10 protein-coding genes are annotated in these 12,809 nt (G+C 73.4%); 5 read left to right on the top strand and 5 right to left on the bottom strand.

Going from position 1 to position 12,809, the window contains the following annotated elements; all coding sequences use genetic code 11:
* Positions 1–99: 99 nt before the first annotated feature.
* Positions 100–2,019, top strand: coding sequence for a glycoside hydrolase family 127 protein (locus tag K3N28_RS18780; protein WP_228094288.1), 1,920 nt, complete (start codon positions 100–102; stop codon positions 2,017–2,019).
* 36 nt (positions 2,020–2,055) lie between these two features.
* A complete protein-coding gene (locus K3N28_RS18775; protein WP_228094287.1) occupies positions 2,056–2,388 on the top strand; it encodes a TfoX/Sxy family protein in 333 nt (110 codons plus the stop codon).
* A 97-nt stretch (positions 2,389–2,485) separates the two neighbouring features.
* Here K3N28_RS18775 and K3N28_RS18770 read toward each other — a convergent pair whose 3' ends face one another.
* The 3 genes from K3N28_RS18770 to K3N28_RS18760 all read right to left on the bottom strand — a co-directional run bounded on the left by K3N28_RS18770 (position 2,486) and on the right by K3N28_RS18760 (position 7,394).
* On the bottom strand, positions 2,486–5,389 hold the full coding sequence (locus K3N28_RS18770; RefSeq protein WP_228094286.1) for a hypothetical protein: 2,904 nt from the start codon (positions 5,387–5,389) through the stop codon (positions 2,486–2,488).
* Positions 5,390–5,607: 218 nt separating this feature from the next.
* Positions 5,608–6,279, bottom strand: coding sequence for a response regulator transcription factor (locus tag K3N28_RS18765; RefSeq protein WP_228094285.1), 672 nt, complete (start codon positions 6,277–6,279; stop codon positions 5,608–5,610).
* Positions 6,276–7,394, bottom strand: coding sequence for a sensor histidine kinase (locus K3N28_RS18760; protein WP_228094284.1), 1,119 nt, complete (start codon positions 7,392–7,394; stop codon positions 6,276–6,278). Before K3N28_RS18760 ends, K3N28_RS18765 begins: the two co-directional genes overlap by 4 nt.
* A gap of 178 nt (positions 7,395–7,572) precedes the next feature.
* Between K3N28_RS18760 and K3N28_RS18755 the strand changes: the two genes are divergently transcribed.
* Together K3N28_RS18755 and K3N28_RS18750 are read left to right on the top strand one after the other, a co-directional pair.
* The gene (locus K3N28_RS18755) at positions 7,573–7,842 is read left to right on the top strand and encodes a hypothetical protein (protein WP_228094283.1); all 270 of its coding nucleotides are present in this window, start codon (positions 7,573–7,575) and stop codon (positions 7,840–7,842) included.
* Between the two features lie 41 nt (positions 7,843–7,883).
* Entirely contained in the window at positions 7,884–8,399 is a 516-nt protein-coding gene (locus K3N28_RS18750) for a GNAT family N-acetyltransferase (RefSeq protein ID WP_228094282.1), read from the top strand.
* Between the two features lie 246 nt (positions 8,400–8,645).
* Here K3N28_RS18750 and K3N28_RS18745 read toward each other — a convergent pair whose 3' ends face one another.
* Positions 8,646–10,028 (bottom strand): extracellular solute-binding protein, encoded by a 1,383-nt coding sequence (locus K3N28_RS18745; RefSeq protein ID WP_228094281.1) that lies wholly within the window; start codon positions 10,026–10,028, stop codon positions 8,646–8,648.
* On the bottom strand, positions 10,025–12,097 hold the full coding sequence (locus K3N28_RS18740) for a hypothetical protein (protein WP_228094280.1): 2,073 nt from the start codon (positions 12,095–12,097) through the stop codon (positions 10,025–10,027). Before K3N28_RS18740 ends, K3N28_RS18745 begins: the two co-directional genes overlap by 4 nt.
* Before the next feature lie 151 nt (positions 12,098–12,248).
* Here K3N28_RS18740 and K3N28_RS18735 point away from each other — a divergent pair, with 151 nt between their 5' ends.
* The gene (locus K3N28_RS18735; protein WP_228094279.1) at positions 12,249–12,773 is read left to right on the top strand and encodes a GNAT family N-acetyltransferase; all 525 of its coding nucleotides are present in this window, start codon (positions 12,249–12,251) and stop codon (positions 12,771–12,773) included.
* Positions 12,774–12,809 lie beyond the last annotated feature (36 nt).

Below are 12,809 nucleotides of genomic sequence, written 5' to 3'. Positions count from 1 at the left end.
AGGGCATTCCGCTGCCTGAGAACCCGGTAAGCGCGAACTTTCCGGGCGGGTAACCTGACCGAAAACCTTTTCCGTCCCCGCGTCAGAAGGAACCCCCGCATGCCCGCTCCTCACCGGACCGCCCTGCCCGTCGCCGACGTGGCGATCGCCGACGAGTTCTGGTCCCCGCGCCGCGCGATCGTGCGCACCGGGACCATCCCGCACCAGGAGCGGCGACTGCGCGAGGGCGGCCAGTTCGAGGCGCTGCGGCTCGAACCCCGCAGCCACGACGACGACGAGCGCGAGCGGTTCCCGATCTTCTGGGAGTCCGACGTCGCCAAGTGGATCGAGGCCGCGAGCTACGTGCTCGCGAGCGAGGACGACCCCGAACTCGAAGCGGCCGTCGACGAGGCGATCGCCCTGCTCGCCGGGGCGCAGCAGGAGGACGGGTACCTCAACAGCTACTTCACCGCCGTCAAGCCCGGGAAGCGCTTCACCGACCTGCGCGACGCCCACGAGCTGTACTGCGCCGGCCACCTCATCGAGGCGGGCGTGGCCCACTTCGAGGCCACCGGCAAGACCGCGCTGCTCGACGTGGTGCGCCGTTACGCCGACCTGATCGACCGCGAGTTCGGCCCCGGCGGCTCCTGCGAGGGCGGCTACGACGGCCACCAGGAGATCGAGCTGGCGCTGGTGAAGCTCTTCCGCGCCACGGGGGAGCGCCGCTACCTCGACCTCGCTTCGCGCCTGATCGAGAACCGGGGCCGGGAGCCGTTCTACTTCGACGCCGAGGCCGAGCGCCGCGGCGACGTCGGCTACTTCGGGAAGGCCTGGAGCGGCGACGGCGCGCTCGTGCGCGACGACCGGCGCTCCCGCGAGTACAACCAGACCCACGCGCCGGTGCGCGAGCAGGACGCGGTCGTGGGCCATGCGGTGCGCGCCATGTACCAGTACTGCGCGATGGCCGACCTCGCGCTCGAACTCGGCGACGCCGGGCTCCGGGCGGCGTGCGAACGCCTCTGGGACGACCTCGTGTCGAGCAAGCTCTACGTCACCGGCGGGATCGGCTCGGACCCGTCCATCGAGGGCTTCGGCCCGGCGTTCGACCTGCCCGACCGCACCGGCTACGCCGAGACCTGCGCCGCGATCGGCCTGGTCTTCTGGGCCCACCGCATGATGCTCTTGACCGGCGAGGCGAAGTACGTCGAGGTGCTGGAGCGGGCCCTCTACAACGGCGTCCTCTCGGGCGTCTCGGCCGACGGCACCCGCTTCTTCTACGGCAACCCGCTCGCCGGCGACGGCACGGTCGAGCGCAGCGACTGGTTCGACTGCGCCTGCTGCCCGCCGAACCTCGCCCGGCTCCTGGCTTCGCTGGAGCAGTACGTGTACGTCGCCGACGGCGACGGCTTGACGGTCAACCTCTACGTCTCCGGCACGGCCGAGTTCGACCACGCCGGGAACCGCGTCCAGATCGAGCAGGAGAGCGCCTACCCGTGGGACGGGCGCATCGTCTTCGACTTCGACCTCGAAGCGCCCCTTGCCATGACGCTGCGGCTGCGCCTGCCCGAGTGGACCGTCGGCGCGCCGACGATCGCCGTCAACGGCACGGTGCTGCCGTACACGACGGCGCAGGGCTACGCGGTCCTGGCCCGCACCTGGGCCCCGGGCGACCGCGTCGTCCTCACGCTGCCGATGGCCCCGGTCCTGGTCCGGGCCGACCCGCGCGTCGAGTCCGCGCGCGGCAAGGTCGCGATCCAGCGCGGCCCGATCGTCCACTGCGTCGAAGAGGTCGACAACGAGGCGCCGGTGCCGGATCTCGTGATCGTGCGCGACGGCGGGATCCACACCGAGCGCGTCGACGGCCGGGACCAGGTCGTCGCCGCCGGTCTGGTCGACCGGCCCGCCGAGGGCGGTCTCTACCGGACAGGGGCCCCGACCGCGAAGCCCACCGAGATCCGCACGGTCCCGTACTACGCGTGGGGCAACCGCGGCAAGGGCACCATGGCCGTCTGGATCCGCGAGTGCCCTTCGGTTCGTTAGACGGCCGTTGTCGGTGCCGTGTGGGAGCCTGGCGCCATGGCATACGACGAGCAACTGGCCGAGCGCGTGCGCGAGGTCGTCGACAACCGCCCCTACGTGACGGAGAAGCGGATGTTCGGCGGCCTCGCCTGGCTCGCCCACGGCAACATGGCCGCGGCCGCGCTCGGCGGGGGCGGCGCGATGGTCCGCGTCCCCAAGGACGAGTACGCGGACCTCTTGAATGAGCCCGGCGCCGAGCCGATGGTCATGAAGGGCGGCGAGATGCGCGGCTGGATCAAGCTCGACGAGGCGACCTGCGCCGCCGAGGACACGCTGCGCCCCTGGATCGAACGCGGCCTGGCCTACGCTGAGGCCCTGCCGCGCAAATGAGCACCGCCCCGGCCGCGAGGCCGCGGCGACGGCGCGGCCCGTCGACGGGGGCGACCCTGACGGCGGCCGTCTCGTAGGCGGCGTCGCCGCGTCCGCTTCAGCCTTCGCGCTGCCGCCGCACTTGCGCCAGGGCGCCTTTCAACTGCTGCCGCAGCAGCGGGTGCGGTTCGGGGTCCAGGCGCGCGAAGGCGGCCTCCGCGAGCGCGTCCGATGCCGCCTCCGGCTCGCCGCTCTCATCGAGGCAGAGCATGAGCTGCGTGGTGGCCTGCACGCCCGGCCCCGGGAGGTACTCGCCGTCCTCCGCGACCGCCAATGCCTGCTCGAGGAGCCGCCGCCGCTCAGCAAGCGCCAGGCGGCCGGTCTCGGACGCGTCGGGCAGTTGCAGGTTCGCGTGCTGCAGCAGCGTCGTCGCCAGCTCGAAGCGGCACTCGGCACGGTGCTCCGGCGGCCGCTGCGCGTGCTGCCACTCCGAGCGCAGTTCCTCGGCGAGGGCCCGCATGCGCGCGCTCGCGACGTCGAGTGCGGCGCCTTCGTCCTCGGCGTCGCGCCGCAGTTCGGCCCATATGGCGCGGCGTGCGGGGTCGGCCGCCGCGGGCAGTGCGCCCAGTTCCCGCCAGGCCTGTTCGGAACGCCCGAAGGCGCGGGCGGCGTCGCCGGGCTCGCCGAGCCACTGCAGCAGCCGGCCGGCGAGCTGCGCCGTCCGCGCGTACCGCGTCGGATCCGGATGGGCGAGACCGCCTTCCATGAGCCGCAGCGCTTCGAGGGCGTGGGCCAGCCCCGGCCGCGCCTCGGCGAGGCGCTCGTGGGACCGGGCCAGCATCGCGCGCGCGTCGACCAGCCGCCAGTGCTCCTCTTCGGGCATCGCCGGAAGGTCTTCCAGGGCCGCCTCGAGCATCACCACGGCTTCGGGGTGCCGGTCCTGCGCGGCGAGCGCGACCCCGAGCAGGTGTCTCGCCACTCCGGCGCAGCCGTGCTCCGCGGCGCGGTCGTAGTGGTGCGCGGCCTGGACGGCGTGGGTCTCCGCTTTCGCGGGGCGGTCCAGGTTCGTCGCGCATTCGGCGGCGGTCAGGTGCAGGGCCGCGATCGGGAAGTGCGGGTAGCCGGGTTGGGCGCGGGCGAGGCCGGTCTCGGCCGCCTCCAGGCCCGCTTCGAACGCGCCGGAGCCGCTGAGCAGGCTCGCGTACTGGGTCGAGGCGATGAACGTCTCGTAGTGGTGATCGCCGGCGACCGCCAGTTCGAACGCCGTCCGCATCGCCTCCAGGCGCGCTCGCGCCTCGGTGGCGAAGCCGGTCATCGTCAGCGCGAGGCGCACCCGGGCCTGGCTGTAGCGCGGCTCCTCCGGGTCGGACGCCAGTTCGGCGTCGATTGCGGCGGCGTCCGCCAGCAGTTCGCCGCTCGGTTCGGTTCCCGCGACCCGGCAGTGGGCGAGCAGCGCGATGTGCGCGAGGGCGCGGGCCCGGAGCGCCGCCACCGGATGGGAGTCGGCGAGCGCGGCGGCCTCGGCGAGGACCGCCGCCGCCGCCGCGGGGACCGCGTCGGGTTCGACGCCGAGACGCCACTGCAGCGTCGCGGCGCGGTTGGTGAGGGCCCGATCGGGCAGTCCGGCGGCGCTGAACAGGTCTTGCGCCCGTGCCGCGAGCGCGAGGGCCGCTTGGCCATCGCCGTTTGGTTCGATGCGGGCGAGCAGCACCTCGGCTTCGTCGCCCGGCGCCAGCGCGACATCGAGCGCCGCGGCGAGGCGGTCCACCGCGGCCCACCGCTGGGCGTGGTCCGCCGCGAAGGCCGCCGTGGCCGCTCGGGCGCGCTCGAGCGCCGTCCGGAGCCCTTCCATCGTCTCGGCCTCCGATGCTCGCCCGCCCGCCGCTTCCCGCTCGAACGGGCGCGGCGCGGGCATCGGCGCGGTCTTGAGCCCCAGCGGGACATGCGGATAGGGCTCCGCCGGTGCCACGCGCCGCATCGAGTCGCGCGATACGGCGCTGGTGCCGTTGCGCCGGTCGAAGCGTTCGCAGAGGGCTCGCCGCTCGAGGTCGACCGCTGCGCGGAGTTCGGCGGCGGTCCGGATGCGGCCCTCGTACTCGGGCATGTCGGCGTCGCCCATGCCGCGGGCCACGAGCGCGTCGCACAGCGACTGGAGCGATTCCAGGACTTCCAGTCGCGTGCGCGGCGCGATGGCCGCCGCGAACGCCGAGGCGTTGGCCGCCAAAATCTCCAGGGACCTCGGCTCGTTGCCGGTGAACGCGCAGAACCGCATGTGGCGAGCAATGTAGGCCACCATGTCGTCGTTGCCGCGGCTCATCTGATAGCCCCGCACGTGGTCCGATCGGGCCTGGTCGAGCCGGCCGGCCCGCGCCGCCGCGAACGTCGAGAAGGAGAGTGTCCGGTGCGGCTCGTGCATGCACCGCATCCCGCCGTCGAAGACCGGCCGCCAGTGCTCGAGCGCCCGCAGGTGGTCGCCTTCGGCGAAGGCGACGCGCCCGAGGTAACCGCAGCGGCACGCCGCGCAGTCGCTCATGCCGTCGGGCTCGGTGGCGTGCAGGGCTTCGGCCGCGCGGGCGGCGCGGTCGGCGTCGCCGAGGTGCTGCGCGAGGCAGTGCTCGGCCTCGTGGAGCGGATGGAGCGAGTGACCGGCCTCGGCGTAGCGGACGCGCCAGTCCTCCATCCAGTCCTCGATGGAGGACAGCGGGATCTCGGGGCGGTCGATGAGGTCGTACACGACCCATTTGAACTGCCAGTACACCGAGCGGACGAGGCTCGCGTCGAAGTGCTCGGGGGCCTCGTCGTAGGCCCGCAGCAGGCGGGAGAAGGGCACGATCAGGCGACTGGAGTCCGTCGAGTACTCGTAGCAGTCCACGAGCTCGGTGAGCGTCCGGTTGACCAGCATCTGGTCGCCGTGCGCCTCGACCTTCTCGAGGTGCGCTTCCAGGGCTGCCGTGCGGGCTTCGCCCTTGAGCTGCGAGCGGATCCGGTACAGCTCCTGCCGCAGCGAGTCGGTGTCGGTCATCGACCTGTCCTGGGGTGAGAGGGGACGTCGGACCATCGCAGTGTGCCATGCGCATGCGATGGCACTGTGGAGGACCGTTCGTCAGCCGCGACGGCGCCGCAGTGCCGCCCGGGAATCGCGCCGGTGCGCTTGCCGCGCGCGCCGAGGCCGGTGACGCGGCCGCGCTCGACCGCCGCGACACGGCCGATGTCGAGGCGGACCGTCCGGCCCGGCGCCCGCTACGAAGCGTCCAGTCCCGCGTCGTGCACCAGGAGCGCCAGCTGCACCCGGTTGTTCAGGCCCAGCTTGGCGAGCGCCGCCGACACGTGGGTCTTCACCGTCGGCACGCTCAGGTGCAGGGCCGCGGCGATCTCCGCGTTCGAGCAGCCGCGGCCGACCTCGACCGCCACCTCGGTCTCGCGGGGGTGCAACGCGCTCAGGCGGTCCCGGGCCTCGCGACGCCGGTCCGCGGGCGGGCCGCCGGCGACGATGCCGATGAGCCGCCGCGTGACCTCGGGCGACAGGACCGGTTCCCCGGCCGCGACCCGCCGCACCGCCGCGACGATCGCCGCCGGCGGGGTGTCCTTGAGGAGGAACCCGCCCGCCCCGGCGCGCAGCGCCCGACGCACGTGCCAGTCGGCTTCGAACGCGGTGAGCACCAGGACTTCCGGCGCGTCCGGGGACGCGCGCAGCCGCTCGGTGGCGGTGAGGCCGTCCACGCCCGGCATGTGCAGGTCCATGAGCACCACGTCGGGCCGCAGCCGCGCCACCAGCTCGGGCACCTCGGCGCCGCTGCCGGCCTCGCCGACGACGTCCAGGTCCCCGGCCCCGCCGAGGATCATCCGCAGGCCGGCGCGCACCAGCGGATCGTCGTCGACGACCAGGACCGCGGTGGCGGGGCGCTCGCTCATGCCGTCCAGGGTAGCCACGCCCGCACCCGCCATCCGCCCTCGTCGGTCGGCCCGTACTCGAGTCGCCCGCCCGCGAGCGCCGTGCGCTCCTCCAGGCCGATGAGGCCGTGCCCGCGGCGCTCGCCGTCCGGTCCCGCGTCCCGGCCCGGGCCGTGCTCCACGATCACCGTCAATCCCTCGTCGGGCCCGCCCGCGACCTCGACGGCGACCGGCGCTCCCTCGGCGTGCTTGCGGGCGTTCGTCAAGGCCTCCTGCACGATCCGGTACGCGGTCCGGCCCGAGCGATCCGGGGCCTCGCCCTCCACCCGCTCGATCAGCTCGATCCGCATCCCGGGCCGCGCCTCCTCCACGAGCGCCCTGAGGTCGGACATGCGCGGTTGCGGCAGCTCCCCGATCGGGGCGCGCAGCACCGCGATGACCTCCCGCAGGTCCCGCATCGCCAGATGCGACTGCTCGCGTACGACCCCGGCGGCGCGCGCCAGCTCCTCGGCCGGGGCGTCCGGCCGGTACTCCATCGCGCCCGCGTGCAGGCTCAGCAGCGACAGCCGATGCCCGAGCAGATCGTGCAGCTCCCGCGCCAGCTCGTCGCGCGCCCGCTGCCGGGCCCGCTCGCGCTCGGCCCGTGCCGCCTCGGCCGCGCGGGCCTCCAACTGGCGCCGGTAGCGCACGAACAGGCCCCAGCCCGCCACCGCCGCGTACAGGGCCACCGCGAACGCCATGCCGCCCGCGAAGCCCAGCTCGTCGGGCCGCACGAGCAGGTACACCGCCGCGGCCGCCAGCGCCGCCGCGTACACGATCGCCGCCGTCCGCAGCGGACGCCGCACGATCACCGTGAACAGCATGACCAGCGACGGGAACGCGATGGTCTCCGCGAAGGACGAGGCGATCACGAGCGCGACGGCCGCCTGCGTCGGCCACCGCCGCCGCACCCACAGCAGACCCAGCGCCGCCAGCCCGGCGACCTGGTCGAGCTCGAACAGCCAAGACGGGGAAGGCATCCCGAGCTTGACCCGCTCCCCGACGATGTACAGCCACGAGAACACGCCGAACGCGAACAGCGCCGTGTCCACCGCCCAGCCCCGCGCCCCGCGCCGGCCCACCGCCTCACCGCTCATGCGCCCGAACCTAGCCCCACCGCACCCGCGGGCCAAGCCGCCGCCGGCGATCCGATACCGAAGTCGACGCGGCCGATCCGAAAGTCGCGCTGCGACGGCGGGACTCGATGCTTCCGCGACCCGGCCCGCGACGCTCGGCCGATGAGCCGAAGCCCCACGGCCCCATAGCGTCGAACGCATGGAACCCGAGACCCGCGCCCCGGCGAGCGGACCGGCCCGGCTGCTGCCGGTCCTCGTGCTCGCCCTCCTCGCGCCCGTGGGCGCCGAATGCCTCAGCGGCTACGACACCAGCACCGGCAAGCCCCTCGAACTGGCCGGCAACCTGATCGTCTTCGTCCCGCTCTACGGCTGCGCGGCCCTGCTCATCCGCGAGACGGCCCGCCGGTTCGGCCTCGGCCTGCCCGGCGTCCTCGCCCTCGGCCGGTGGGCGGTGCGCCGCAACCGGTGAAACGCATTGCGCCCGCCCCCGGCGTGCGCGAGGCTGGTGCGATGGACGCACCGCTCACGGACGGCACGGTCACCCTGACGCCACTGGGGCCGAGCGACTTCGACGCCCACCTCGCGGGGGAGGACGAGGACCTGGCCCGGTGGCTCAGCGGCGGCCGCGCCACCCCGCACGGCCTGCGCGAGTACCTCGAGCGCTGCGAGCGCTGGTGGGCCGAGGGCGGGCCCTTCCACAACTTCGGCATCCGCGTCGGCGAGGACCTGGTGCTCGCGGGCACCGTGGACGTCCAGACCGGCCAGTACTACCTCAAGCCCGGCCAGGCGAACCTCGCCTACGGCCTCTACCCGCAGTGGCGCGGCAAAGGCCTCGCGACCCGCGCGGTCCTCCTCGCGACCGAGTACGCCGCGAGGCTCGGCTGCGCCGAGGCGGTGATCCGCTGCGAGCCCGCGAACGTCAGGTCGGTCGCCGTCGCCGTCCGCGCCGGGTTCGCGTTCACGCAGCGCCGCAGCGAACCCGACGGCACGGTCCTCGACTGGCACGTCCGTGCGCTGCGGCCCTGATGCCGCCCTGAGCCTCTTCGAGCGCACGCCGAACGGACGCCCGCTTCGCCGCTGCCCCTCGGCGGCCCGCCGGGGCCCGGGACGCGGCGGTGCTCGCGTCGACCGGCGCCGCCGCAGCGAGCTCGCCTCGATGCGCCCGGCCGACCACGACCCGGCCGAGCGGTCCGTCCGCATCGTCGGCAAGGAGGACGAGGAACGCGCCTCCCCACCTGGACGCAGGCCGACGCCGCACCGTTTCCCGAGGGGTCACTTCCCTTCGATCGCGGCGTCGAGCCGGGCCTGGAGCCCCTGCAGATCGGGGACCGCGTTGCTCACCAGCTGCGGATGCAGCGCATCGCGGAACGCGCGGCTGAACTGCGTGTACCGGTTCACCGCGGGGCGGCGTCCGGGGCCTTCGCCCGTCAGCGCGTCGTGGAGCGGTTCGGCCTCGAACCTCGGGCCGCCGCCGGTCTCGCAGGAGGCCTCCGGCGCCGCTCCGAGGCGCATCTGCGCGATCGCGTCGAAGTACGGCTCCTCCCGGGCGGCCGCGAAGCCGCCGCGCTCGAACAGCAGCTGCGCGCTGGTCGGACCCGTGAGGAACTCGACCAGCGCCCGGGAGGCGTTCCGGCGCTTCGAGTGCGCGCTCACCGCCAGGCTCCCGCCGCCGAGCACGCCGCCCGGCATCGGCACCACGCCCACCTCGAAGTCCAGGTCGCACGCCTGGAGTGCCCGGATCGCCTGCGGCCAGTGCCGCAGGAACGGCGTCCTCCCCAACTGGAACGCCGCGAGCGCGTCGTCCTCGTTGAACTGCAGCGAGTCCTGCAGGATCACCGTCGCGCCCTCCCGCACCTCCCCGTGCAGGTCGTCCGCGAGATCTTCGAGCGGGCGCACCGCCTCCGAGTCCTCGCCGAAGTCGATCATCCCGGTCGATCCGTCGACGGCCACCCCGTTGGCCAGCAGGTACTCCCAGACGTTGACGGTGAACCCCTCGTAGGAGGCCAGCTGCATGGCGATGCCGCCGTCGAACGCGTCGTTCGCCTCCAGGATCCACCTCGCGGTGCCCCGCAGCCCGTCCCAGTCCCTGATGGACTCGGCTTCCTTGGCGCTCAAGGCGCCGGTGGCGTAGTCGGACTCGGCGCCCTTGCGGTAGTAGAGCATGCCCACATTCGTGTTGAACGGCAGCGCGACCAGCCTGCCGTCGATGCGGCCGGACTCCAAGGGCCGCTCGAGGAACCCGCGGGTGTCGGGGTCGGGGTCGTCGAGGGTCTCCAAGTGTCCCGCCGCCGCGAATTCGGCGATCCAGACCACGTCGAGGTCGACCACGTCGACGTGCTCGTTCTCGGCTTGGAGCGCCGAGTGGATCGCGCTGTACTGCAGGTCGGCGATGGGCGGGAGCTCGATCATCTCGGCGGGGTGGCCGGGGTGGGCGGCGTTCCACTGTTCGATGAGGAGCCTGCGCTGGCCGTTGGCGGTGTCGTCGCGGTGGGCGAGCACTTGGAGCGGTCGGTTCCCGAGGTCCTCCCATTCCCGTGCGGGCGTGTGGGCTCCGAGGCGGTAGGCGACGAACGCCAGAGCGGCCGCGGCGCATCCTCCGGCGGTCTCGAGGAGGGTCCGCCGGTCCAGCCGCCATTGCCGCTGCTTTTCGGTCATCGGCCGCTCCACAGTTGGTTGAAGAGGCTGTCGAAGGTCACCGTGATCTGCTCCGATTCCGCGTCGAGGCAGGTGACCCTGGAGTTCTCGGTGAGGGCGGCGAAGGCCGCCGACCGGCAGGAGGTATCGCCCACCGCGATGAGGTACAGGTTGGCGTGCGAACCGTCGAGCCGGGCGTGCACCTCCGCGGCGGTGGTCTGCGAGGTGTCGCGGTCGGCCCCGTCCGTGAGCACCACCATCGCGCTGATCCGTTCGCCGTCGCCGGCGGCTTCGAGGGCGTCGATGCCGTCGACGACGGTCTGGTGCAGGTCCACCCCCTGGCTCGCCTCCGAAGCCGCGAGCAGCTCCGCCGCGGCCTCACCGGGATCGGGACCGATGCCGAGCAGTTCGCGGTACGAGTCGGCGCCGTCGGCGGGAAAGGTCCACAGTCCGACCCGGTCCTCCGCGCCGAGGTAGCCGAGCGCGGTGGTGACGCCCTCGATCGCGAGGTCGAAGCGGCTCGCGCCGCCGCCGACCCGCTCGTCCATCGTCTCGGAATGGTCGATGGCGAGCAGCACGTCGGTCGGCACCCGGTTCTCGCCGTAGTCCGCTCGCAGATCGGTGAACTCGCCGGCGCTGATCGGATCGGCCTCGACGGTGAAGTCCTTGTCGAAGTCGAGGTCCCCCTCGATCTCGCCGCCGTCGTAGTGGACGTCGCGGACGCCCATGGCCGTCGGCTTCCAGCCGTCCTCTTCGCCGGCGAGCCAGGCCTCCAGCGCATCGCCGACCGCCGCGCGCCGCTCGGCCCAAGGGTCGTCGTGCCAGTCGAGTCCGACCGCCTGGTAGTCGAGGGATCCCAGTGCCTCCCCGTAGACGGGCACCAGTCCCGAGCGGGAGCCGACGGCGAGCGGGCACGTGTCGCCGAGGGCGGTGCCGCTGTTGTAGCGGGCCAGCGCGGCCTCGGTGGTCAGCACCGCCGCGGTCGGGTTCGGACCCTGCCTCCGGGAGAGGTCGCACAGGAGTCCGGTGTCGCTGGGGGACAAGGCGATGCCGACTTCGGCGGCCGCGTCGGCGAGCCGGTTCTCGATCCGGGCCCCGGCGCCGTCGCCGTCCTGCCCGTAGAGCGTCCGCAGGAACAGCAGGCCGGAGGTCGCCACCGCGGGGTCGGAGCGGAGCACCGGCGTGCCGTAGACGTCACCGAGTTCGGTGATCAGTTCGGGCAGCGGACGGTCGGTGGTCCTCTCGCCGTCGAGGAACCCGTCGGCGCGCACCGCGTCCGGCACGGCCAGCACCAGCGGTGTCCGGCCGATCGGTTCGGCGTCGTTGCGGGCGAAGACCTCGTACCTGACCTCCGATTCGCGGAGCGCGTCGGCGGCCAGGTCGACCTGCGTCTGCGATTCGGCGATCCAGAAGTCGGGCCGCGGCCCCACGTCGCGCAGCGGCTGCCGGTCCCCTGCGGCGGCGTCCTTCCCGGGCGGCAGCCAGCCCAGTCGCATCGCCTGCTCGACGTCGGGCCACGGCGCGCTGTAGGCGGTCACGTTCGCCCTGCGGCAGCGGTCGCCGTCGACGTAGGCGCGGTTGAACGCGGCGATCGCGTCCTGGAATCCGGCCGCGCCGTCCACCGGCAGGAGCACCGTGAGCTCCACCGGGTCGCCGCAGTCCGCCATCCAGTCCTGGATCCGGTCGACGGCGGGGTGGAGGAGGTAGCCGACGACGAGGAAGAGCGCGCCGGCGCTGGCGATCGCGCCGAACCACCGATGGCGTCTGCGCTCGTCCATCGCCTCGTCGCCGCTTTTGGCGCGGAGGGCGCTCACCAGGAGCGCGATCAGCACCAGGACGACTCCGGTGAAGACGAGCGGCTTCTGCCACGGGGGGCTGGCGGCGTTGAGGATCAGGTCGAGCGTCACCACGAAGGCGGTGAAGCCGCTGACGATGGGCGTGCCTCGTCGGACCGCCTGGCTCACCTTGCGGGCGATGCGGTCGCCCTCGTCCTCGGCGCGCTCGCGTCCGCCGGTCCCGCCCGCGGCGGTCGCTTCAGTTGTCTCGGGTGGGTCGGTCGGTTCGGTCCGGGGGTGCTCATCGTCGGGCACGGGTGGCTCCGTTGCCAAGTCGCTTGGAGTGTCGGCGGCGTGTCGTTCCGGAAAGGATGGTGAACAGTATGCCCCAATCGCGTACCCGTCGGGGGCGGCCGATGTCCGCACTCGGCCTGCGCGTCGCCGCGCGGGGGACGAGAATCGTGCCATGGTCACGATCCGCTCCGTCACGCTCGACGACGCCGAGGCGATCGCGGCGCTGCGCCGCGACAGCCGGGACTACCTGGCGCCCTGGGAACCCGACAAGGGCGACGCCTCGTTCACCGCGGCAGGCGTGCGCGAGATCATCGAAGGATCGCTGGAGCGCGCCAAGGCCGGGACGGGCCTGTCGTACGTCATCGAGGACGACGGCCGGATCTGCGGTGGCATCGTCTTCAACTCGATCGTGATCGGGCCGTACTTCCGCTCGTGCAGCATCGGGTACTGGGTCGCGCGCGCCGAGGCCGGGCGCGGCGTCGCGACCGAGGCGGTGCGGCTCGCCAAGCGCGTCGCGTTCGACGAGCTCGAGCTGTCGCGCGTCCAGGCCGAGACCCTGCCGCACAACCACGCCTCCCAGAAGGTCCTGCGCCGCAACGGCTTCGAGCCGATCGGTCGCGCCCCCGCCTATCTCAAGATCGCCGGAAGACGGCAGGACCACCTGCTCTTCCAGGTCCTCAACCCCGCGGTGGACTGACCGTGGACCTCGCCGTGAACTACCCCGAGGTCGGCG

Source organism: Glycomyces sp. TRM65418, assembly GCF_019710475.1.
Taxonomy (GTDB): domain Bacteria; phylum Actinomycetota; class Actinomycetes; order Mycobacteriales; family Micromonosporaceae; genus Glycomyces.
This window is presented reverse-complemented; position numbering and strand designations above follow the sequence as displayed.

Bases quoted from the DNA above. Each gene is read 5' to 3' on its own strand.
- K3N28_RS18755 (WP_228094283.1), top strand. From the start codon at position 7,573: ATGGAACCCGAGACCCGCGCCCCGGCGAGCGGACCGGCCCGGCTGCTG.
- K3N28_RS18750 (WP_228094282.1), top strand. From the start codon at position 7,884: ATGGACGCACCGCTCACGGACGGCACGGTCACCCTGACGCCACTGGGG.
- K3N28_RS18735 (WP_228094279.1), top strand. From the start codon at position 12,249: ATGGTCACGATCCGCTCCGTCACGCTCGACGACGCCGAGGCGATCGCG.
- K3N28_RS18760 (WP_228094284.1), bottom strand. From the start codon at position 7,394: ATGAGCGGTGAGGCGGTGGGCCGGCGCGGGGCGCGGGGCTGGGCGGTG.
- K3N28_RS18765 (WP_228094285.1), bottom strand. From the start codon at position 6,279: ATGAGCGAGCGCCCCGCCACCGCGGTCCTGGTCGTCGACGACGATCCG.
- K3N28_RS18775 (WP_228094287.1), top strand. From the start codon at position 2,056: ATGGCATACGACGAGCAACTGGCCGAGCGCGTGCGCGAGGTCGTCGAC.
- K3N28_RS18745 (WP_228094281.1), bottom strand. From the start codon at position 10,028: ATGACCGAAAAGCAGCGGCAATGGCGGCTGGACCGGCGGACCCTCCTC.
- K3N28_RS18780 (WP_228094288.1), top strand. From the start codon at position 100: ATGCCCGCTCCTCACCGGACCGCCCTGCCCGTCGCCGACGTGGCGATC.
- K3N28_RS18770 (WP_228094286.1), bottom strand. From the start codon at position 5,389: ATGACCGACACCGACTCGCTGCGGCAGGAGCTGTACCGGATCCGCTCG.